Raw genomic sequence first — 22,986 nt, 5'->3', positions numbered from 1 at the left:
TAGCGATTAAGGAGTATTGGGGTGTCGAGTACCGAAGACGAACAACTGGCGGATTTGAAGGACTGGTGGTCACGCAACGGCAAGCCCCTGGTTACTGGCGGCCTGCTGGCGCTGGTCATCGTGTTCGGCTGGCAAGCCTTTCACAAGTATCAGAGCAATCAGTCGCAAGGCGCCTCGATGCTCTATCAGCAACTGCTCGAAACCACGCTGACGCCTGACGGCAAGCCTGACGCAGCCCGTGTTGCCGACCTGGCTGGCAAGCTCAACAGCGAGTTCGCCGGCAGTGCCTACGCGCAATACGGCAGCCTGTTCGTGGCGAAAGTCGCGGTCGACAGCGCCAAGCTGGACGACGCCGCCACCGAGCTCAAAGCCATTGTCGCCAAACCGGCCAACCCGGCGCTGGGTGAAATCGCCCGTCAGCGTCTGGCGCAGGTACTGGCCGCGCAGAACAAGGCCGATGAAGCCCTGAAGTTGCTCGAAGGCGATGCCGACAAAGCATTCCTGGCCACTCGCGAAGAACTCAAAGGCGACCTGCTGGTGCAGTTGGGTCGTACCGACGAAGCGAACACGGCGTATCAAAAAGCCAAGGCAGCCCTGTCGGATGAAGCGGCGGTCGGCGGCCTACAAATCAAGCTGGACGATCTGGCCAAAGGGGATGCGTGACGTGATTCGTTGGAAACATGCAGCATTGCTGGCCCTGGCCATTTTGGCCGCGGGTTGCAGCAGCAACAGCAAAAAAGAATTGCCGCCTGCCGAGCTCGTCGACTTCAAAGAAGAAGTGGTCTTGCACAAGCAGTGGAGTCGTTCGATCGGTGACGGTCAGGGCGAAACCTACAACATGCTGGTACCGGCGATTGATGGCGACACCATCTATGCTGCCGACGTCACTGGTGTGGTGGTCGCGATGGATCGCAGCAATGGCGACGTGAAATGGAAGAAAGATCTCGAACTGCCTGTATCCGGCGCCGTTGGCGTGGGTTACGGGCTGGTCATGATCGGCACGCTCAAAGGCGAAATCGTTGCCCTGGACGCGATCAACGGTGAAGAGAAATGGCGCGCTCGCGTGACCAGTGAAGTCCTCGCACCGCCGGCCAACAACGGTGACGTGGTTGTCGTTCAGACTCAGGATGACCGTCTGATCGGTCTGGATGCCGCGACCGGCAACCAGCGCTGGTTGTATGACAGCACCCCTGCGGTCCTGACCCTGCGCGGCACCAGCGCACCGATCGTCACCAACCGCCTTGTGCTGGCTGGCCTGTCGACCGGTAAAGTGGTTGCTCTGGACATCACCAACGGCGTGCCGGTGTGGGAACAGCGAGTGGCGATTCCACAAGGTCGTTCGGAGCTGGAGCGTGTGGTCGATATCGACGGCGGCTTGCTGCTGTCCGGCGGTACTTTGTACGTTGCCAGCTATCAGGGTCGCGTTGCGGCACTGGACCTGGAAAGCGGTCGTCAGCTCTGGCAGCGTGATGCTTCCAGCTATGCCGGTGTCGCCCAGGGTTTTGGCAATGTCTACGTGAGCCTGTCTTCGGGCACCGTTGAAGGCGTCGACGAGCGTTCCACCACTGCATTGTGGAGCAACGATTCGCTGGCCCGTCGTCAACTGTCGGCTCCGGAAGTGTTCTCCAGCTACGTTGCAGTCGGCGACATGGAAGGCTACCTGCACCTGCTGAGCCAGGTAGATGGTCGTTTCGTCGGCCGCGAAAAGATCGACAGCGACGGCCTGCGTGCCCGTCCGCTGGTGGTGGGTGACACGATTTATGTGTATGGCAACAGCGGCAAACTGGAAGCCCTGACCATTAAGTAAAGGTTTGACTATGCTTGGGGTTAATCCCCAGGCAGCCCCGTTGTACGGGGTTCGCAGCGCCCTCAAGCGTTGCCCCGAGCACCAGCCGCTGCCTCGCAGCGGCTTTTGTATTTTCTGAAATAACGAAGTGGAGAGCCGCATGGTTCCCGTAATCGCCCTGGTGGGCCGACCGAACGTCGGCAAGTCCACCTTGTTCAACCGCCTGACCAGGACTCGTGACGCCATCGTCGGCGACTTGTCCGGTCTGACCCGTGATCGCCAATACGGTGAGGCCAAGTGGCAAGGGCGTTCCTACATTCTGGTCGACACCGGCGGTATCTCCGGTGACGAGCACGGTATGGACGAAAAAATGGCCGAGCAGTCGCTGCTGGCCATTGAAGAAGCGGATGTCGTTCTGTTCCTGGTAGATGCCAAGGCTGGTTTCACCGCCGCCGACCAGATGATCGCCGAGCATTTGCGCAAACGTAACAAGCGCTCCTACGTGGTTGCCAACAAGGTCGACAACATCGACCCTGAAATGGCCCGCGCCGAGTTCGCCCCGTTGGGCATGGGCCACGCGATTCCTATCGCCGGTGCTCATGGTCGTGGCATCACCCAGATGCTGGAAATCGCCCTGAGCGATTTCCCGAAAGACGAGGAAGAGCCGGAAGACGGCGAAGAAGAGATCGTTGCCGAAGGCGAGGAAGCCAAGCGCATTCCTGGCCCAAGCGAAAAAGACGGTATCAAGATCGCCATCATCGGTCGCCCGAACGTCGGCAAGTCGACTCTGGTCAACCGCATGCTCGGTGAAGACCGGGTAATCGTGTATGACCAACCCGGCACCACCCGCGACAGTATCTACATCCCGTTCGAGCGTAACGAAGAGAAGTACACGCTGATCGACACCGCCGGTGTGCGCAAGCGCGGCAAGATCCACGAAGAAGTTGAAAAGTTCTCCGTGGTCAAAACCCTGCAAGCGATCAAAGACGCCAACGTGGTGATCTTCGTCATGGACGCCCGCGAAGGCGTGGTGGACCACGACCTCAACCTGCTGGGCTTCGCCATTGAGTCGGGTCGCGCGCTGGTGATCGCGATCAACAAGTGGGACGGCATGACGCCGAGCGAGCGCGACTTCGTGAAGGTCGAGCTGCAACGCCGACTGTTCTTCGTTGATTACGCCGACATCCACTTCATCTCGGCCCTGCACGGCACGGGCGTGGGCAACCTCTACGCCTCGGTACAGAACTCGTTCAAGTCCGCCGTGACCCGCTGGCCGACCAACCGCCTTACCCAGATTCTGGAAGATGCGGTCGGCGAGCACGCGCCACCGATGGTCAACAACCGCCGGATCAAGCTGCGTTACGCCCACTTGGGTGGTGCGAACCCGCCGATCATCGTGATCCACGGTAACCAGATCGAGAAGGTGCCGAAGTCTTACGTTCGTTACCTGGAAAACACGTACCGTCGTGTCTTGAAGCTGGTTGGTACGCCGATCCGCATCGAGTTCAAGGGCGGCGAGAACCCGTTCGAAGGCAAAAAGACCACGCTGACCGACCGCCAGGTCAACAAGAAGCGTCGCATGATGTCGCACCACAAAAAGGCCGACAAAAAGCGTCGCGATAAGAAATAGAAGCAGCTTTAAGTTTCAAGCTGCAAGTTAACGCAAGAAAGGGTCCTGTTCGGGACCCTTTTTTGTGCCTGAAGGTTTGAGGCTTGACCGCTCGCAGCTTGTCGCTGGAAACTTGCAGTTCACCTGCAGGGGCTACCGATGATCACCAGTAAGCTGCCGAATGTCGGCATCACTATCTTCACTCAGATGTCTCAACTCGCGGCGCAAACCGGGGCGATCAACCTGTCCCAGGGTTTTCCCGATTTCGACGCCCCGCAAGCCCTGTGCGATGCGGTTGGCCGGCACATCGCCAAGGGCCATAACCAATATTCGCCAATGACCGGCCTGCCAGCGCTGCGCCAGCAAGTGTCGGCGAAAATCGCTCGCAGCTATGGCATCAACGTCGATGCCGATCACGAAGTCACCATCACTCCCGGCGCCACGCAGGCGATCTTCTGCGCGATTCAGGCGGTTATTCACAACGGCGACGAAGTCATCGTGTTCGATCCTTGCTACGACAGTTATGAACCGTCGGTGGAACTGGCCGGTGGACGCTGCGTGCACGTGCAGCTCGGGCTGAACGATTTCTCCATCGACTTCCAGAAACTGGCTGACGCCATTACCCCGCGCACGCGGATGATTGTGCTCAACTCGCCGCACAACCCGAGTGGGGCGTTGATCAGCCGGGCCGAGCTGGATCAGTTGGCGGATTTGATTCGCGGTCGCGACATCTATCTGGTCAGCGATGAGGTCTACGAGCACCTGGTGTTCGACGGCGTGCCTCATGTCAGCGTGCTCAATCACGAAGAGCTGTATCAGCGCGCGTTCGTGGTCAGTTCCTTCGGCAAGACTTATCACGTTACCGGCTGGAAAACCGGCTATGTGGTCGCTCCACCGGCGCTCACTGCCGAGCTGCGCAAGGTACATCAATACGTCAGTTTCTGCGGCGTTACTCCGCTGCAATTTGCCTTGGCCGACTTCATGGCGGAGCACCCGGAACACATCGAAGAGTTGCCAGGTTTCTATCAAGCCAAGCGTGATCTGTTCTGCGACCTGCTGGCGCCATCGCGTTTCAGTTTCACTCGCGTGACCGGCACTTATTTCCAGTTGGTCGACTACTCGCAGATCCGCCCGGACCTCAATGACGTCGAGGTGGCGCTGTGGATGACCCGCGAACATGGCGTGGCGAGCATCCCGATCTCTGTGTTCTACCAGACCCCACCCGAAGGCCAGCGCCTGGTGCGCCTGTGCTTCGCCAAACGCGAGGAGACCCTGCGCGAAGCAGCGGCAAAACTATGCGTGATCTAAGTGCACTGCCCAATCTGAATGTCGCGTTGATCCAGACCACGCTGGCCTGGCACGACCGGCAAGCCAATCTGGAGCATTTCGAACAGTTGCTGGAACAGGCGCGCGGCGCGGACCTGATTATCCTGCCGGAAATGTTCACCACCGGTTTCTCCATGGCGTCGGAAACGCTGGCGGAGGCGGAAAACGGTCCGACCAGCAAGTGGCTGCGCGTTCAGGCGGCGAAGCTCGACGCGGTCATCACCGGCAGCATCATTGTTCAAGCCGCAGACGGCAGTCATCGCAATCGCCTGCTGTGGGCGCGGCCGGACGGGGAGGTGTGGCACTACGACAAGCGCCATCTGTTCCGTATGGCCGGCGAACATAACCACTACACGCCGGGCGAGCGTCAGGTGCAGTTCGAACTCAAGGGCTGGCGCGTGCGGCCACTGATTTGTTACGACCTGCGCTTTCCGGTCTGGAGCCGCGATGCCCAGGACACTGATTTGCTGCTGTACACCGCCAACTGGCCGGGGGCCCGGCGTCAGCACTGGAATCGTTTGCTGCCAGCGCGAGCGATCGAGAACCTTTGCTATGTGGCGGCGGTGAATCGCGTGGGTACTGACGGAAAGGGTTTTGCCTACACCGGTGATAGCCAGGTGTTGGATTTCCAGGGGGAGACCTTGCTTAGCGCAGGCGAGGCGGATGGGGTGTTTCAGGTTGTTCTGAATGCAGCCGACCTTCAAGCTTATCGCACGCGGTTTCCGGCGAATCTGGATGCCGATACCTTCGAGTTCACGTAAAACGCTCTGCGTGGGAATGTCTCTACGGACGCTCTGCGTTCAGCTTCTGATGGGACGCGGAGCGTCCCGGGTTGCATTCCCACGCAGAGCGTGGGAACGATCAAAGCAAACAAAAGGCCCCGAGGTTCGCACCCCGGGGCCTTTTGCATTTCGGCGAAGGTTTACGCCGCTTTCGCTTCCGGCTGGCTCAGCGAGCGGTTGAGCGCGCTGAACAAAGCCTTGAAGCTGGCAGTGGTGATGTTTTCATCAATACCTACACCGTGCACCGCACGCTCGCCGTTCACACGCAGTTCAATGTAGGCCGCTGCCTTGGCATTGGTGCCCGCGCCGATCGCGTGTTCGTTGTAGTCCATGATCTCCACCGGAATCGGCAGGCCGGCCACCAGGGCTTCCAGCGCGCCGTTGCCCTTGCCGCGCCAGTGCAGGTTGGTTTCGCCCTGACCTTTGCTGGAGACTTCCACTTCCACGGCGCTGTGACCGTTTTCTTCCTGCAAGCGATGGCTGACCAGCGCGTACGGGGTGTTGGCCTGCAAGTACTCGCTATGCAGCAATGCGTGGATCTGCTGAGCGGTCATTTCCAGGCCCAGGCGATCGGTTTCACGTTGTACAACCTGGCTGAACTCGATCTGCATGCGGCGCGGCAAGTTGATGCCGTATTCCTGTTCCAGCAGGTAAGCGATACCGCCCTTGCCCGACTGACTGTTGACGCGGATCACCGCCTCGTAGCTGCGACCGATGTCGGCCGGGTCGATCGGCAAGTACGGCACTTCCCACAGGGCATCCGGTTTCTGCTGAGCGAAGCCCTTGCGGATCGCATCCTGGTGGGAGCCGGAGAACGCGGTATGCACCAGGTCGCCAACGTACGGATGACGTGGGTGCACCTGGATCTGGTTGCACTCTTCGACGACCTTGCGCACGCCGTCGATGTCGGAGAAGTCCAGCTCAGGGTGCACGCCTTGGGTATAGAGGTTCAGCGCCACGGTCACGAGGTCGACGTTACCGGTACGCTCGCCGTTACCGAACAGGCAGCCTTCGACACGGTCGGCGCCGGCCATCAGGCCCAATTCGGTAGCGGCAACACCGGTGCCACGGTCGTTGTGGGTGTGCAGGCTGATGATCACGCTGTCACGACGGTTGATGTGACGGCCGAACCATTCGATCTGGTCGGCATAGATGTTCGGGGTGGCGCATTCGACGGTGGCAGGCAAGTTGAGGATCATCTTGTGCTCAGGCGTCGGGTTCCAGACCTCGATCACGGCATCGCAGACTTCCTTGGCGAATTCCAGTTCAGTAGCGCTGAATGTTTCTGGCGAGTACTCGAAGGTCCACTCGGTGTCTGGCTGCTGGGCGGCGTATTTGACGAACAGCTTGGCAGCGCTGACGGCGATTTCCTTGATTCCGTCCTTGTCCTGATTGAAGACAATCCGGCGGAAGGAAGGGGAGGTCGCGTTGTACAGGTGAACGATGGCTTTCTTCGCGCCACGCAAGGATTCGAAAGTGCGTTCGATCAAGTCTTCACGGCCCTGGGTCAGCACCTGAATGGTGGTGTCGTCCGGGATGTGGTTGCCTTCGATCAGGGTACGCACGAAATCGAAGTCGGTTTGCGATGCGGCCGGGAACGAGGCTTCGATTTCTTTCACGCCGACAGCCACGAGGGTTTTCCAGAAGCGCAGCTTCTTGACCGCATCCATTGGCTCGATCAGCGACTGGTTGCCATCACGAAGGTCAGAGCTGCACCAGATCGGAGCGGCGGTGATGGTCTTCGACGGCCAGGTGCGATCAGGGATATCGATGGTCGGGAACGCGCGGTATTTCGAAGACGGGTCTTTGAGCATGCTCATCGGGGTAATCCTTATTGTGTGGGCCGAAAAAAGGCGGCCTGCCGGTGGATCAAATGTTCTTGGGGAAAAGCGTGGGGCGAGGCACCGCGATTCAGCCTGGCAGTCGTGCGCTGACGAGGCACAAGCTGCGGTGCTGGCGAAGCTGAATGAGGGTGTGAAAGGTTTTCATGCCTTCAACCCTAACCGCGAGGGTGAAGGATGGCAAGCGGTCGAAAAAAATTGAGAGGAATACCCGAAAAGGCAGTTTTATCGAGATTTTATTGCTGTGAGCGGCGCTGATTGTTTTGATGATTGCGCGAGGTTTGAGCCCTGCGCAATTGTAGAATTGCGATGGCGACCGCTTGAGCGCGGCTATGCTTAAAGCCTGATCAAGGCAGGAGTCGGACATGAACGAGTCGGACTGGAAGCGGTATAGCGCGTTGCGGCCGTTGGCCCATGAGCGGATGTGTATCCGGATCATGGAGGAGGTCGAGCGCACCGTGGCGGATAAAAGCCTGACGCCTTACGAGCGGATTGAAGCCACTGAAGAGCTGCTTCAGTGCAGGCAAAAGGAGCTGTATTGGGCGTTTGGTGTGTTCAGGTTTTCACGGCATGAGGCGCGCTCGCACTTGCTTGGGTTGTGCGCGCGGGAGTTGATTACGTCTGAGGAACTGGCGGGGTTCTCGGCGGAGACTCAGGAATGGATCAGGCATTGCCTGGCGGACCGGCAAGCCCATGGGATTGAGGATCTTGAAGCTGAATAGAAGGCGTCTGTGATGCCGCCATCGCGGGCTTGCCCGCGAAGAGACCATCAGCCTTTCCACAAAATTCAGGGTTGAAAGGCCCCAATAAAAATCGCCGGATCCACCCGCGCATCATTCAGGCTGACATTCCAGTGCATATGCGGCCCGGTCGCACGGCCCGTCGCCCCGACTTTCCCGACCACTCCACCACGCGCCAACTGCTGCCCAACCTTCACATCGATTTTCGACATATGGCAGAACATGCTGATAAAGCCCTGGCCATGATCGACAAACACCGTGTTGCCGTTGAAGAAGTAGTTGCCGATCAGAATCACCTTGCCCGCGGCCGGCGTCTTGATCGGCGTACCCGCCGGCACGGCGAAGTCCAGCCCCGCGTGCGGATTGCGCTCTTCACCATTAAAGAAGCGGCGCACGCCAAACTTGCTCGACAGCGGTCCGTTGACCGGTTTGTCCAGCAACAGGTTGCTCGGAGTGTTCGGGCTGAAGCTGCGGTAGGCCTGGATCTGCTCGGCCAGTTCGCCTTCGATGCGCTTGAGGTTGTCCGGGTTCGGATTGACCTGCTGCGTATTTTTCAGCGTGATGTGCTGTTCAGGGTATTTCTTGTTGCCGACGGTGAAAGTCAGGCTGCGACCGCCGCTGCTGATCTGCTGCGTGCCCGGTTTCACGGTCAACGGCACGCCGACAATCGCCAGCCAGTTGTTCTGTTCCTTGACCACCAGCACCGGTTTGCCTTGATAGCTGGCTTTTGGCGCCTGGGCAGCGGCGCCCAGATCCACCACGGCCACGCCGCCCGGCACCGGTTTGTTCAACAGGCGAGTGATGTAGCTGTCGGCGTGGGCGTTGAAGGTCAGGCACAGCAACAGCAGCGGAGCTAAAAAACGCGGCATGGATCAATCCAGTAAAGAAAGGGTGACAGGCGTCAGGTGATTGTCTTCGACCCGAACTTGCAGTTCGCCGTCGCCGAGCTTGGCCTTCAGGCGCTGACCGTTATGAGTTTGTTCGGCGCTGCGGATCGCGTTGCCGCGCTCGTCCAGCAGAATGCTGTAACCACGGGCAAGGGTCGCCAGCGGGCTGACCACCTGCAACGTCTGCACTTGGCTTTGCAGTTGCAGGCGCCGCGACTTGAGGCCTTCGCGGATGGCACGGGGCAGGCGTTCGGCGAGGCTGTCGAGGCGCTGGCGGAGCATCGCCAGTTGCCGGCCAGGATGTTGCCCGGCGAGGCGGGTTTCCAGGCGAATCAAACGTTCGCGACGGGTGTTGAGGCTGCGTTCGAATGCACGACGCATGCGCATGTCCAGATCATCCAGGCGCTGCGCTTGCTGGCGCAGACGTTCGCCGGGGTGACGCAGGCGCCGGGAGATGCCTTCCAGACGCAGGCGGTCGCGCATCAAGCGGTCACGCATGCGCATCACCAGCCGGCGATGCAGGCTTTCGACCCTGCGCACCAGATCGCTGGAATCCGGGGCGAGCAGTTCGGCGGCAGCGGAGGGCGTCGGGGCGCGAACGTCGGCCACGAAGTCACTGATCGATACGTCGGTTTCGTGACCGACAGCGCTGACAATCGGTGTGACGCAGGCATCAACGGCGCGGGCCACCGCTTCTTCGTTGAAGCACCAGAGGTCTTCCAGCGAACCACCACCACGGGCCAGGATCAGCGCGTCGAAACCACGGGCGTCCGCCAGTTTCAGCGCGCGGACAATCTGCGCGGTGGCTTCGCGACCTTGCACGGCGGTGGGAATCAGCGTCAGCTGGATCTGCGGAGCACGGCGGCGGAACACGCTGATAATGTCGCGAATCACTGCGCCGGTCGGCGAACTGATGATGCCGATGCGTTGCGGGTGCGCTGGAAGCGGCACTTTGCGCTCGGCACTGAACAGACCTTCGGCGCTGAGCTTTTCCTTCAAGGCATCGAAGGCCAAACGCAGTGCGCCGTCACCGGCCGGCTCCACGGTGTCGAGGATCAGCTGATAATCGCCGCGCCCCTCGAACAACGAAACCTTGCCGCGGACTTTGACCGCCAGGCCATCCTTCAAGGCTTGGCGAACCCGCGCAGCGTTCTGCCGGAACAGCGCGCAACGCACTTGGGCGCCGCTGTCCTTGAGGGTGAAATACACGTGGCCGGACGCCGGGCGGGCGAGGTTGGAGATTTCGCCTTCGACCCAGATATTGCTGAACACGTCTTCGAGCAACACCCGCGCGCGGCCGTTGAGCTGGCTGACAGTCAGGACTTCACGGTCCAGGCCGAGTCTTGCAAAGGGATCTTTAATCATGGGGCGCAGTTTAAAGGCATTCGACTTCGAATCTCCATGAGTCAGCGCAAATCCCCTGTGGGAGCAGGCTCGCTCCCACAATGATCAGTGCAGACATCGATGAAGTGTTGAACCAGCGTCGTGGGATTCTGCCGGCAGGCGAGGGCGACGGTGCTGTGGCAATCCGGGTCTGCCAGGGGCAGGAAGTGAATGTCAGATGGCGCAATGTCCCGCATCGATTCCGGCAGCAGGGCGATGCCGAACCCGGCCTGAATCAATTGCAGTTGTGTGGTTTTGCGCGACACCACTCGGGCCGCTCTCGGGAAGAAACCCTGACGCATGCACAGCTCGGCGGATAGATAACTCAGGCCGCCGCGCTGGGGATGAGGAATGGAGATAAAGGCTTCATCCTTCAGTTGCGCCAGATCGATGCCCTGAGCGCAGTTATCCACAGCCAGTCGATGATTGGGGGGAACGGCCAGCAGCAAGCGTTCGCTGTACAACGGAACAATCTGCACGCCTTCACATTGGCGCAATACCGGCAGCCGCAGCAGTCCGACATCCAGCTGACTGTCGGCCAACGCTTCAAGTTGCGCTTCGGAAGACAGCTTGGCGATCTCCATGGACACGCCGACATGCTGGCTCAGATAGCCGCTGATGCCTCGCAGCAGGCGGCCACTCATGGGCACGGTGCTTGAGTGGCTAAGACGCAAGGTGCCGAGTTCTCCATTTCCGACCTGGGTCGCCATCTCACTGGCCTTGGTCAATTCGATCAGCAGGTTTCTGGCCCTGGGCAGGAAGGCCTCACCGGCCGCCGTCAGCCGGGGCAGGCGTGCAGTGCGTTCGAACAAGGGGGTTTGCAGACGGGTTTCCATGTCCTTGATCTGCCGGCTCAAGGCTGACTGTGCGACAAACAAACGCTCAGCGGCTGCACTGAAACTCCCGCACTCGGCGATTTCCACGAAGTAACGCAATTGACGGGTTGAAAGCACGAGGCATGCCTTTTTGAGATGAGAGGGCGACTTTGAAGATATTAGTCGCAAGACTCGGCGCTGGCTAAAGTCATTACAGGTATTTAATGAAGGCGTGCAGATGAACCTGTTTGAGATGTTGCACCAATGGCCCTTCGGCACAACGGATTGGCTGGTCATCGGGCTGGGCATCGCTCTGGCTTATATCGTGTTCGGCATTGCCGGCTTCGGCACCGCGCTGGTGGCGGGGCCGATTCTGATTCTGTTCATGCCGTTGTCGAAGATCGTGCCATTGCTGGTGCTGCTGGATTTTGTCGCGGCGTTCGGCAATCTGCTGCCCTCGCGGCGTGATGTGGCGAAACCCGAGTTGCTGCGGTTGCTACCGTGCATGGCGGTGGGGTGCACGCTGGGGGTGATCTTTCTGCTGAACCTGAAATCCGACGTATTGCTGCTGCTGATGGGGCTATTTATCAGTGCTTATGCGATTTACAGCCTGTGGGTCAAAACCCGTCCGACACAGTTATCCGCCGGGTGGGCGGTACCGATGGGCACGGTGGGCGGGATGTTCGGGGCGTTGTTTGGCAGTGGCGGCTTTTTGTATGCGATCTATTTGAACAGTCGCCTGCCCAAAGAGGCGGCCCGCGCAACCCAGAGCGCGCTGATCAGTTGCAGCACGGTGGTGCGCTTGAGCCTGTTTGCCGTCGCAGGTGTGTACGCCGAGCTACCCTTGTTGGTATTGGCGTTATGTTTGTTGCCGGCCATGGCCTTGGGGCTATGGATCGGGCGGCGATTGACCATGAGGTTATCGCGCGAAGCGTTTGTGCGACTGGTGACCTGGTTGGTGTTGGCCAGCGGGATTGCCTTGATCGGGCGCTATCTGAGCACTTGACCTGAGAGTGTCAGGGATTAAGCTGCCACCCGAAAATCCTACAAGGGTGAATATTCAGTATTTGCAGGGCTGTGCCATGAACTCCCAAAGCATCATCGTCCCGAAAATTTCCACGCTGCCAGTGCACGAACCCCGGGCCCGGGCGGTCGTGCGGTGGCTGGTGCGCAAAAACATCATCAAGGAAGAGCTCACGACGTGCGGCCGCACCGGCAATCGCATGGGCCATGCCATCGCCGACGGTGCCCGCGCTGTGGTCCTGCACCCCGAAGCGCTGCCATTTGGCGAGCCAATCAATGGTCTGGAGATCATCACCAAGCGCTGCATCTACACGCCGGCCAAAGGTTTCTTGAGCGAGGCGGGCTGCGCCGAGTGCCGCAAGGAAGTCGGCGAAGCGCTGTTCGAAAGCCTGGAAGACTGGATGCCCGGCCGCACCGATAACTTCACCTGTCCCGAATGCGGGCATGAAGATGACATCAACGGGTTCCTGTTCCTGCAGGAATGCGGTTTTTCCAACCTCGGATTCATTTTCAATAACTGGGCAGAAGCCGGGTTCAAGCAGAGCTTTATCGACGAATTTTCCGATTGGCTGGATCAGCCGGTGAGTTGGGTCAAAGTTGAATTGTAGGCCGCGAGAAATCCCGTATATCAGTAATGCTAATAATAGACAGAGTTTTACATTGAACCCGAGGGGGTGTCTGACTATAATGGCGCGCTTCCATTTTCCCGCTCGGGAGCCCCCGCGATGCTGCGTATCAGCCAAGAAGCTCTGACATTCGACGACATTCTCCTAGTGCCCGGTTATTCCGAGGTACTTCCTAACGAAGTCAGTCTCAAGACCCGCCTAACCCGTGGCATCGAGCTGAACATTCCTCTGGTTTCTGCCGCCATGGACACCGTTACTGAAGCCCGTCTGGCAATTGCCATGGCTCAGGAAGGTGGCATCGGCATCATCCACAAGAACATGACCATCGAGCAGCAAGCTGCCGAAGTGCGTAAGGTCAAGCGTTACGAAGCCGGCGTGGTCAAGGACCCGATCACTATCGAGGCTGACGCCACGGTTCGTGAACTGTTCGAACTGACCCGCATGCACAACATCTCCGGCGTTCCGGTACTGCACAATGGCGACCTGGTCGGCATCGTCACTTCCCGCGACGTGCGCTTCGAGAACCGCCTGGACGTCTGCGTCCGTGAAGTGATGACGCCTAAAGAGCGTCTGGTCACGGTCAAGGAAGGCGCCGACAAGAACGACGTTCGCGAGCTGTTGCACAAGCACCGCATCGAACGCGTACTGATCGTCGACGACAAATTCGCCCTCAAAGGCATGATGACCGTCAACGACATCGAAAAAGCCAAGGCTTACCCGCTGGCCAGCAAGGACGATCAAGGTCGTCTGCGTGTAGGCGCTGCAGTCGGTACCGGTAAAGACACCGGTGATCGCGTCGCAGCCCTGGTCAATGCCGGCGTTGACGTGGTGGTGGTCGACACCGCTCACGGTCACTCCAAAGGCGTGATCGACCGCGTTCGCTGGGTCAAACAGAATTTCCCTGAAGTGCAGGTCATCGGCGGCAACATCGCCACCGGCGCTGCGGCCAAGGCCCTGGCCGAAGCCGGCGCTGACGCCGTCAAGGTCGGTATCGGCCCTGGCTCGATCTGCACCACCCGTATCGTCGCCGGTGTCGGCGTCCCGCAAATCAGTGCCATCGCCAACGTCGCCGCTGCCCTTGAAGGCACTGGCGTTCCGTTGATCGCCGACGGCGGCATCCGTTTCTCCGGTGACCTGTCCAAGGCCATCGTTGCCGGTGCTTCCTGTGTGATGATGGGCTCGATGTTCGCCGGTACTGAGGAAGCGCCGGGCGAGATCGAACTGTTCCAGGGGCGTTCGTACAAGGCTTACCGTGGCATGGGTTCGCTGGGCGCCATGTCCCAGGCTCAAGGTTCCTCCGATCGTTACTTCCAGGACTCCTCGGCAGGTGCCGAGAAACTGGTTCCGGAAGGCATCGAAGGGCGTGTTCCTTACAAGGGCACCCTGAGCGCCATCATCCATCAACTGATGGGCGGCCTGCGTTCCTCGATGGGCTACACCGGCAGTGCCGACATCGAAGAAATGCGCACCAAGCCTGAGTTCGTGCGGATCACCGGCGCTGGCATGGCCGAGTCCCACGTACACGACGTACAAATCACCAAAGAAGCGCCAAACTACCGCGTAGGTTGAGGCTTCAAGCAAAAAGTTAAGTAACCGGGGCTGTTTTATTCAGCCCCGAGTTGTTTCTGAACTACATAGACGAGACTGACTTCATGGCCCTCGACATTCACGCCCACCGCATCCTGATCCTCGACTTCGGTTCCCAGTACACCCAGCTGATTGCCCGCCGCGTGCGTGAAATCGGCGTGTACTGCGAACTGCATCCGTTCGACATGGACGACGAAGCGATCCGCGAATTCGCTCCAAAAGGCGTCATTCTCGCCGGCGGCCCCGAGTCCGTGCACGTCGCTGACAGCCCGCGCTGCCCGCAAGCGGTGTTTGACCTGGGCGTACCGGTCTTCGGTATCTGCTACGGCATGCAGACCATGGCTGAACAGCTGGGTGGCAAGGTCGAAGGTTCCGAATTGCGTGAGTTCGGTTACGCTCGCGTTGACGTCGTCGGCAAGAGCCGCCTGCTCGACGGCATCGAAGACCATATCGACGCCGACGGCCTGTTCGGCCTCGACGTGTGGATGAGCCACGGTGACAAAGTCACCAAGATGCCGCAGGACTTCCACATCCTGGCCAGTACCCCAAGCTGCCCGATCGCCGGTATGTTCAACGACGCTCGTGGCTACTACGGTGTGCAGTTCCACCCGGAAGTGACCCACACCAAGCAGGGCGGTCGCATCCTGTCGCGCTTCATCCTCGACATCTGTGGCTGCGAAGCCCTGTGGACGCCTTCGAAGATTGCTGAAGACGCCATTGCCAACATCCGCGCCCAGGTCGGCACCGACAACGTACTGCTCGGCTTGTCCGGTGGCGTTGACTCCTCGGTGGTTGCCGCGCTGCTGCACAAAGCCATTGGCGACCAACTGACCTGCGTCTTCGTCGACAACGGCCTGCTGCGTCTGCACGAAGGCGAGCAAGTGATGGCCATGTTCGCCGAGAACATGGGCGTCAAGGTGATCCGCGCCAACGCAGAAGACCAGTTCCTGAACAATCTGGCTGGCGAAAGCGATCCAGAGAAGAAACGCAAGATCATCGGCCGTACCTTCATCGACGTCTTCGATGCCCAGTCGAACAAACTGGACAACATCAAGTACCTAGCCCAAGGCACCATCTACCCGGACGTGATCGAGTCGGCTGGCGCCAAAAGCGGCAAGGCTCACGTGATCAAGTCGCACCACAACGTGGGCGGCCTGCCGGAAGAAATGAACCTCAAGCTGGTTGAACCCCTGCGTGAACTGTTCAAGGACGAAGTCCGTCGTCTGGGTCTGGAGCTCGGCCTGCCGTACGACATGGTCTACCGTCACCCGTTCCCGGGCCCGGGCCTGGGCGTGCGCATCCTCGGTGAAGTGAAGAAGGAATACGCCGACCTGTTGCGTCGTGCCGACCACATCTTCATCGAAGAACTGCGCAAAGCCGACTGGTACCACAAGGTCAGCCAGGCGTTCGTGGTGTTCCAGCCAGTGAAATCGGTTGGCGTTGTGGGCGATGGCCGTCGTTACGCCTGGGTCGTGGCCCTGCGTGCGGTGGAAACCATCGACTTCATGACTGCGCGTTGGGCGCACCTGCCTTACGAACTGCTGGAAACCGTCAGCGGCCGCATCATCAACGAAATCGAAGGCATCTCCCGCGTTACCTATGACGTGTCGAGCAAGCCACCAGCGACAATCGAGTGGGAGTGATCCCGGTTTCAACTGATCGTCCGTAACACCTGAAAGGCCCCGTGAGCGTAAAGTTCACGGGGCCTTTTTGCGATCAGGCCGCTACAGAGGGCAGGCGCCCTTCAAGGGTCAGGCCCATGCGGTTGAGTGCGTGGACAAGGTTGATCAGATTCGCGTAGGTGATCTGATGCACGGCAGTCCAGGCAGGACGGTTAATCAGAAAGCCGCCATCCGCCGTTCGCGCAATCATCGTTCGCACAATCTGGTTGGTCCGGCTGCGATGAATCAGCGTCAACGTGTCTTCCGAACTTTCAATGGTGAACATGCCTTGGCGGAACAGCAGCTCATTGATTTGCTCGGGTGATCGCTGGATGAACTGAGTTGGAATCTGCAGGCTGATGTCGGCATAAAGGGTGTCGACATTACCGCCCATCAGGGGTGCGATTTCTGTCACTTCACGGCCGACTTCGGTGCCTTGGTCGATGTCGAGGTGAAGGCGCTGGTCAGGGCCCACTTCTTCGATGCGTAGACCGATACCCCCCTCGGTTTCGCTGATGCCGGCCATTCCCCTGAACGTGTTGGTACTCTCCTGGTCGGTGAGTACCACCCATTTGCCGCCACCATTGCGGGCTTGAGTCGCCTGCATGATGGTATGGGTGAGGTAGGTCCTGACGGATTGCCGTGAGATGGCGCGGAAATTCGAGTCTGTATAGCGATAACTGGCCAGGCAATCGGTGGCCTGGATTCGAATGCCGTTCTGTTGGGCGGTCTTGACGACTTCGAGGGGGGTGAACTGTCCTGCAGGATCGCCTGGCAGTTTTTGCAGGTACTTCCCCAGCATCCCATGCATGTCCCCGGTTTCGGCGAAATGGTTCAGGTCGACTTGATTGAAGTCGTTGAGCAGGCGATGCATGTAGATCGTCTTGACGCCTTGCTTCGCCAGCGTCGGCATGTTTTCGATCAGGAACCGCATGCTTGCAATGCGGTCCTGACTCTCACCAATTACCAGACCGGGCGCGGTGTTGAATATTTTCTCGATGAGTTCCGTAACGGTCGTGGAGGGCGTGATGACGGGCTGAATCGGGCGGGCCGGTAACGAGGCAAAAAAATTCTTCGGGATCTGGAATCCGATGGCATCCCTGATCAGGACCGCTCGACGCCCGGCGACATACTCTTCATAGGGAGAAACCCCTCTGAGGACCCCGCCAGGTGCGGCAACGACTTTTATATGGGTTTCGGGCTTTCCCAGAGCCAGGAAGTTCAGCGAGCGTCCATTGGGGGCGTCGTATCTCGTCAAGTGGCTGGAAAAATCAGACGTCGGCCGGACATGATTTGTCGGCTTCGAGGGGCCGGGAACAGGCTTGCTGAGATTTTTGCCGCCACCCTTCAATCCCGCATCGGGCGCCAGCTCCCATTCGCCCTCGCCATTCAATCGCACCGGCATTGACCCCGTGGAGGCATGCGGGTTAGCCGGGTCGATGATGGCCCAAGTGCCGCCTCCATTGATATCGGCTTCGTAGCGAACGTAGTAAGCCTGATCGTTCATCAGGATTGCGGTGGACGGGTTTGAGTTCAGCGAATAAATGCCCTTGAATTTTCCGTCGGTGGCCAGAAGGTCCTGGCCTTCCAGAATTTCATTACACTGCCAGTGCTCCGGCACCGAGGCCTGTGGCTCGATATCAGGCAGAGTCGGAATGAGCGTTTCGAGCACCTCGCTTGTCCCTGATGCCTCGGAGCTTATGTTCCGAGTTACGGCTTGTTCAACGGTATCCACCGCTTTGGACGGTTGAGCAGGCCAACCCATGAGTCTCATGCCCTTTGCGGCCAGTGCATTCTTCAGCGCTTCAAGATTATTGAAAGGCTTGAAGACGAAGTCCGGCCATATAGGGGAATCGAGTTCGATGTATCCGCCGGGCATCGTTTTGATAATGGTTTCTTCTATCTGCTTGTTGCCATTGCGATAGACCAAAAGCACGGCACTGTCCGAACGCTGAAAGGTGTACATGCCTGGCTCCGGCAACAGGGCTTTGAGGTTTGTCGAGGATCTATAGGTCCAGGGGTTTTCCACTTGCAACCGCCAATCGCCTTTGATGGATGAGGTTACGGTGTTCGAGTCCTCAAAGGGGGCGTCCTGAAGATCATAGACAGGCGTGTCCGCAGAGTCCTCATACACCACCGCTGCTCCGGAATCGGCTGTAATGGGATCCGCCAGTCCGGGGCTCACCTCATCGATGCGCACGCTCACTGCACCCACCTGTTCACTGATGCCTTGATAACGCCTGAAGGTGCTCATGTTTTCCCGATTGACCAACGCCACCCAATTGGCTGATCCGTGCGCCTGCTCATTGAGTTGAATGACTTCGCTGGCAAAAAAACTTCGTGCCATTTGTTGTTGCGGCTCGAGGCTGACATGACCGTTGATGTTGTAAGTAATCGCGCAGTCGACGGCTTGAACGCGGATATGCTGCGCATTGGCGGCCTTCACGAGTTCCAGGGAAGTGAACTTGCCCTCCGGGTCGTGACCCGTCTTGAGATCGAGATTCTGCAGGTAGTCTTCGAGTTCTGCGGGCATTTCCCCGGTGCGAGCGAAAGTGTCCAGATCCATTTGATTGGCGTTGGTCAGCAGCTCTTGCAGATAGAGCCTCTTGAACCCAAGTTTCGCCAGTGTCGGCATATATTCGATCAACAATTTTCTACCGGCGATGCTGCCCGGTGTCTGACCCAAGACCAGCCCGGACTTTTGTTCGGATACTGTTTGAAACAGCTCTGCCGCCGTTTTGAACGGAGGGGGGGAAGAAGTTTGCACGGGTGGCAACGGTGGATGAGCTTCGTAATAGGCTTCGGCGTCGTGTATCAGCCGGTTACGAGCAATACGCTGATGCCAGGCAAATCGACTGGTCCGTACTTGCTGTCCTTCTTCCTCAATAACCGTAATAAACTCATCCGGACCGCCCAGCGCCCATTCCCTCATGCGGGGAGTTCGCAGTTTTTTTACATAAGTACCGGGTTCCTGCGCCCATGCCCCGTCTTGGTGGAGAGAGGGCTCACCCAACTGGCTGGTGGGCGGCGATTGCATTCCGCCTTTCAGTCCTGTCCGGGGCATCAGTTCCCACTGACCGTCAGCGTTCAGGCGAACGGGAAGCGAGCCCGAGAAAGCGGCGGGGTTTTCTGGATCAATAATTGCCCATTTGCCGCCACCGTTGGCGTCGGCTTCGAAGCGCACGTAATAGGCTACGTCGTTCATCCTGATCGCGGTCGATGGGTTGGAATTGAGCGAATAGATTCCCTGAAATTTTCCGCTCTGGGCAGACAGCATTTCGCTTTCCAGCGGCTCATGGCATTGCCATTGTTCAGGCACTTCAACCGGTTCTCTCGGCGATATAGGTGACCCGTCGGGTTGGGGGCGACTCGACTCTGCGCCATCGGGCTCACGCGGATCTTCCGTGACGGTAGATTCAGCGGCGTCCGACTCCCTCAGCGAAGCCATTTCGACGGCTTCGGCGGCATCCACTGAAGCCCCGACTTCTTCCAGAACACTGGCTTCCTTGAGCATCGGGATATTGAACAGGGCATTGATGCCATCGAGCACCGCGCCGATGATGCCAGCCTTGCGTTGCGCCGCCGTTTTGCCATTGACCGCCTTGTCGATGTTCAAGCCCATCGCGGCGATACTGGCCCCGATCACCGGCAACGCGATTGGCCAGCCCATCACCGCCAAGGGGCCAAATACATGCAGCCCGGCAGTCAGGTAACCCAGCCAAAGTTGTTTGCGCATTTGTCCGTGGGTCACCAGCGTCAGATCGGCCTCTTCCAGCATCGTGCTCTGGACCGCCCGGCTCTGCCAGGTGAAGGGATCGCCGCTGATGGTAATGTTTTTCTGATTGATCAAATGGTGGTCGTATTTTCCCCAGGTGCCGACCAACTGGTTCATCAGCGGGGTGATGTTGTCGTGGACTTCCTTGCGTACCGACAGCGGGAAATGGGTCATGAACTCAGTGCGCGGTTGCTCTTCATTCATTTGCAGCAAGATCCACCAGTGCATATCCGTCGCTGTCGGCTGCACGTGGAACGCCTGTGCGGCGCCGGGAACGTAAGTGATCTGCCGACCACTGCGGTCAACGATGCGCAGAATATCGGTGGCGACATGACCTGCGACATCCAGCGCGCAGATACGAAGATCTGCAGGCGAAGCGGTTTGGGACTGCAGGGTCGCCAGGGTGATCGGCCAGGTTGCACCACCGACGACGGCCCTGACGACGGTCTGGAAATCCTCCTCTTGCAGTTGGCCGTTTTGCCGCGCCTCGACGGCTTTGCTGAGGTAGTTGGATTTGGCCAGGGTCCGGAAGTCATCGAAATGAGTCGCCCAGAATGCGTTCAGTTTATTCAGATAGCGTTCACTGAGGTTCTTGTCCCACAGATCCGTAAGGACCTTGCTGGGATACATCCGCACTTCGTTGGTTTCATTGAAGATGCTGGCGCTTGCATCTGCCGTGTAAAACCCGCCGTTACTGTTCAGTTCGAGGGCGTCGTCTTGATCGGTGACGCGGTATCCCTGGATCACCAATTGCGTCAGGGTCAGGGATTCACAGGGTTTGGGGGCGTGCTCCCAACCCAGAAAGGCCTTGGTGCTGCTGGCCGAGACGTTATCGAACCGGTGCCACCAGACCTGATCCGGGTCCAGGCCGGTGATGCCGTGTTTTTGCAGGATTTCGCTGGCGACCGCGTGGGCTTCTTCCTTCAAACCCGGGCAGGCGGTCACAACGACGGGGGCAATCGTTTTCAGCCGCTCCTTGTCGGCAGCATTGGGTAACGCTTCGGTACTCTGATCAACAGGCATGCTCTCGCTCCTTGAGAAATGGGTCGTGAGGATGACCCGTTTGCTCAGGGCAAGTGCACTACATAGTTATGCCCACATGCCTTTCGTGACCGTGTAGGGGCACGCAACGATTGCGTCTGCAGCGGCCATCCGCCGCTCCACCCTTACTGTTTCTCAACCGCAGGTGTATCGTATTCGCCTTTTCAGGCCCTCGTGCCTGTCGCTGATACGTGAGGTAGTTAAGTTCATGTCGTTTACCCGTCGCCAAATCCTCGGTGGCCTGGCCGGTCTTGTTGTCGTTGGTGTCGGAGCGGGGGGCGCGTCGCGGTACTGGCTGGGCAAGATGGCTGACGCTGACGCAGGGCACGACTACGAGCTGATCGCAGCGCCGCTGGACGTCGAGCTGGTGGCCGGGCACAAGACCGAGGCCTGGGCGTTCGGCCCGTCGGCACCGGGCACCGAGTTGCGGGTTCGCCAGGGCGACTGGCTGCGAGTGCGTTTCATCAATCACCTGCCTGTGGCGACCACCATTCACTGGCACGGCATCCGCCTGCCGCTGGAAATGGACGGTGTGCCGTACGTCTCGCAATTGCCGGTGCTGCCGGGTGAATACTTCGACTACAAGTTCCGTGTGCCCGACGCCGGTAGCTACTGGTATCACCCGCACGTGAACAGCAGCGAAGAACTCGGTCGCGGGCTGGTCGGTCCGCTGATCATCGAAGAGCGTGAGCCGACCGGTTTCAAGTACGAGAAAACCCTGAGCCTCAAGAGCTGGCACGTCGATGAAGAGGGCGCTTTCGTTGCCTTCAGCATTCCTCGTGAAGCCGCGCGCGGCGGTACGGCGGGACGTTTGTCGACCATCAATGGCGTCTCGCAGGCGGTGATCGACTTGCCCGCCGGGCAGATCACCCGCGTGCGCGTGCTCAACCTTGATAACACGCTGACGTATCGCCTCAACATCCCCGGTGTCGAAGCGCAGATCTACGCACTGGACGGCAATCCTATCGAGCCGCGTCCGCTGGGCAAGGAATACTGGCTTGGCCCCGGCATGCGTATTTGCCTGGCGATCAAGGCACCGCCGGCCGGCGAGGAATTGTCCCTGCGCAACGGCCCGGTTCGCCTGGGCACCTTGCGCTCAGTGGCGAATACCGACGCACCGACACCATGGCCGCCGGCACTGCCTGCGAACCCGATCGCCGAGCCGGACCTGGCCAACGCCGAGAAACTCAACTTCAATTTCGAGTGGGTGGGCTCGGTGTCGGTCAACGTCGACAACGGTAAACCGCCGAGCCTGTGGCAGATTAACGGCAAGGCCTGGGACATCACGGACAAGACTTGTGCCGACCGCCCGATTGCCAAGCTTGAGAAGGGCAAGAGCTACATTTTCGAATTGAAGAACATGACTCAGTATCAGCACCCGATTCACTTGCACGGCATGAGCTTCAAGGTCATTGCCTCGAACCGGCACAAGGTCATTCCGTACTTCACCGACACGTATCTGTTGGGCAAGAACGAGCGTGCGCAAGTGGCGCTGGTAGCGGATAACCCGGGCATCTGGATGTTCCATTGCCATGTTATCGATCACATGGAAACCGGCCTGATGGCCGCTATCGAGGTGGCCTGATGCGACAGATACGTCCCGCCGCGATCATCGATCGCAGCCGTGATCGCGACTTCATGCGCGAAGCCCTGGCCTTGGCTGCACAAGGCGCAGCGTTGGGTGAAGTGCCCGTGGGCGCTGTGTTGGTGCAGGACGGCGAAATCATCGGTCGCGGCTTCAATTGCCCGATCAGCGGCAACGACCCGAGTGCCCACGCCGAAATGGTCGCGATCCGCGCCGCAGCCTTGGCCGCGAGCAACTATCGCCTGCCGGGCAGCACGCTTTACGTGACGCTGGAGCCGTGCAGCATGTGCGCCGGGCTGATCGTGCACTCGCGAATTGCGCGGGTGGTGTATGGCGCGCTGGAGCCCAAGGCCGGGATTGTGCAGAGTCAGGGGCAGTTCTTCACCCAAGGTTTTTTGAACCACCGGGTGTTGTTTGAAGGCGGGGTGTTGGCGCAGGAGTGTGGGGCGGTGCTTAGTGAGTTTTTCAAGGCTAGACGCGCCAAACCCACTGAATAAACACAGAGCCCAATGTAGGAGT

At 59.2% G+C, this 22,986-nt stretch carries 17 protein-coding genes; 12 read left to right on the top strand and 5 right to left on the bottom strand.

What is annotated here, in order from left to right:
- Positions 1-21 precede the first annotated feature (21 nt).
- From J2X66_RS15800 to J2X66_RS15780, 5 genes are all read left to right on the top strand, one after another.
- On the top strand, positions 22-663 hold the full coding sequence (locus J2X66_RS15800; protein WP_027922760.1) for a tetratricopeptide repeat protein: 642 nt from the start codon (positions 22-24) through the stop codon (positions 661-663).
- Positions 656-1,807: an outer membrane protein assembly factor BamB gene (gene bamB, locus J2X66_RS15795; protein ID WP_310265911.1), complete on the top strand. Its 1,152-nt coding sequence runs from the start codon at positions 656-658 to the stop codon at positions 1,805-1,807. Before J2X66_RS15800 ends, bamB begins: the two co-directional genes overlap by 8 nt.
- Positions 1,808-1,946: 139 nt before the next feature.
- On the top strand, positions 1,947-3,416 hold the full coding sequence (gene der, locus J2X66_RS15790; RefSeq protein ID WP_310265908.1) for a ribosome biogenesis GTPase Der: 1,470 nt from the start codon (positions 1,947-1,949) through the stop codon (positions 3,414-3,416).
- A 138-nt stretch (positions 3,417-3,554) separates the two neighbouring features.
- Positions 3,555-4,703: a pyridoxal phosphate-dependent aminotransferase gene (locus tag J2X66_RS15785; RefSeq protein ID WP_310265906.1), complete on the top strand. Its 1,149-nt coding sequence runs from the start codon at positions 3,555-3,557 to the stop codon at positions 4,701-4,703.
- Positions 4,691-5,482 (top strand): amidohydrolase, encoded by a 792-nt coding sequence (locus J2X66_RS15780; RefSeq protein ID WP_310265904.1) that lies wholly within the window; start codon positions 4,691-4,693, stop codon positions 5,480-5,482. Before J2X66_RS15785 ends, J2X66_RS15780 begins: the two co-directional genes overlap by 13 nt.
- 161 nt (positions 5,483-5,643) lie before the next feature.
- Here the strand turns inward: J2X66_RS15780 and leuA are convergent, their stop codons facing one another.
- Entirely contained in the window at positions 5,644-7,323 is a 1,680-nt protein-coding gene (gene leuA, locus J2X66_RS15775) for a 2-isopropylmalate synthase (protein ID WP_027922764.1), read from the bottom strand.
- Positions 7,324-7,709: 386 nt separating this feature from the next.
- Between leuA and J2X66_RS15770 the strand changes: the two genes are divergently transcribed.
- The gene (locus tag J2X66_RS15770) at positions 7,710-8,066 is read left to right on the top strand and encodes a hypothetical protein (RefSeq protein ID WP_310265902.1); all 357 of its coding nucleotides are present in this window, start codon (positions 7,710-7,712) and stop codon (positions 8,064-8,066) included.
- A gap of 65 nt (positions 8,067-8,131) precedes the next feature.
- Here J2X66_RS15770 and J2X66_RS15765 read toward each other — a convergent pair whose 3' ends face one another.
- Genes J2X66_RS15765 through J2X66_RS15755 form a run of 3 tightly spaced genes read right to left on the bottom strand, consistent with a single transcriptional unit; the run spans position 8,132 to position 11,307 of the window.
- Positions 8,132-8,953: a peptidoglycan DD-metalloendopeptidase family protein gene (locus tag J2X66_RS15765; RefSeq protein WP_310265900.1), complete on the bottom strand. Its 822-nt coding sequence runs from the start codon at positions 8,951-8,953 to the stop codon at positions 8,132-8,134.
- Between the two features lie 3 nt (positions 8,954-8,956).
- A complete protein-coding gene (gene xseA / locus J2X66_RS15760; protein WP_123435013.1) occupies positions 8,957-10,336 on the bottom strand; it encodes an exodeoxyribonuclease VII large subunit in 1,380 nt (459 codons plus the stop codon).
- Positions 10,337-10,377: 41 nt separating this feature from the next.
- Complete coding sequence (locus tag J2X66_RS15755) at positions 10,378-11,307, bottom strand: LysR family transcriptional regulator (protein ID WP_310265897.1); 930 nt, start codon at positions 11,305-11,307, stop codon at positions 10,378-10,380.
- A gap of 100 nt (positions 11,308-11,407) precedes the next feature.
- Between J2X66_RS15755 and J2X66_RS15750 the strand changes: the two genes are divergently transcribed.
- The 4 genes from J2X66_RS15750 (at position 11,408) to guaA (ending at position 16,048) form a co-directional block, all read left to right on the top strand.
- Complete coding sequence (locus J2X66_RS15750; RefSeq protein ID WP_310265895.1) at positions 11,408-12,175, top strand: sulfite exporter TauE/SafE family protein; 768 nt, start codon at positions 11,408-11,410, stop codon at positions 12,173-12,175.
- A 76-nt stretch (positions 12,176-12,251) separates the two neighbouring features.
- Positions 12,252-12,800 carry a sugar ABC transporter ATPase gene (locus J2X66_RS15745; RefSeq protein WP_310265892.1) on the top strand — a complete coding sequence of 183 codons (549 nt, stop codon included), beginning with the start codon at positions 12,252-12,254 and terminating at the stop codon, positions 12,798-12,800.
- A gap of 117 nt (positions 12,801-12,917) precedes the next feature.
- A complete protein-coding gene (gene guaB, locus J2X66_RS15740) occupies positions 12,918-14,387 on the top strand; it encodes an IMP dehydrogenase (protein ID WP_310265890.1) in 1,470 nt (489 codons plus the stop codon).
- Between the two features lie 83 nt (positions 14,388-14,470).
- The gene (guaA, locus tag J2X66_RS15735; RefSeq protein ID WP_027922773.1) at positions 14,471-16,048 is read left to right on the top strand and encodes a glutamine-hydrolyzing GMP synthase; all 1,578 of its coding nucleotides are present in this window, start codon (positions 14,471-14,473) and stop codon (positions 16,046-16,048) included.
- Between the two features lie 73 nt (positions 16,049-16,121).
- On the opposite strand, the gene J2X66_RS15730 is transcribed toward guaA, so the two are convergent.
- Positions 16,122-20,864, bottom strand: coding sequence for a membrane-targeted effector domain-containing toxin (locus J2X66_RS15730; protein ID WP_310265885.1), 4,743 nt, complete (start codon positions 20,862-20,864; stop codon positions 16,122-16,124).
- A 226-nt stretch (positions 20,865-21,090) separates the two neighbouring features.
- Between J2X66_RS15730 and J2X66_RS15725 the strand changes: the two genes are divergently transcribed.
- Positions 21,091-22,467 carry a multicopper oxidase family protein gene (locus J2X66_RS15725; protein WP_310265882.1) on the top strand — a complete coding sequence of 459 codons (1,377 nt, stop codon included), beginning with the start codon at positions 21,091-21,093 and terminating at the stop codon, positions 22,465-22,467.
- Positions 22,467-22,964, top strand: coding sequence for a tRNA adenosine(34) deaminase TadA (tadA, locus tag J2X66_RS15720; RefSeq protein ID WP_140668421.1), 498 nt, complete (start codon positions 22,467-22,469; stop codon positions 22,962-22,964). The genes J2X66_RS15725 and tadA overlap by 1 nt, the downstream gene beginning before the upstream one ends.
- Positions 22,965-22,986 lie beyond the last annotated feature (22 nt).

This window comes from Pseudomonas sp. 3296 (assembly GCF_031456615.1).
Classification (GTDB): Bacteria; Pseudomonadota; Gammaproteobacteria; order Pseudomonadales; family Pseudomonadaceae; genus Aquipseudomonas; species Aquipseudomonas mucoides.
Note: the sequence above shows the minus strand (reverse complement) of the source record. Positions and strands in the feature narration are given on the sequence as shown.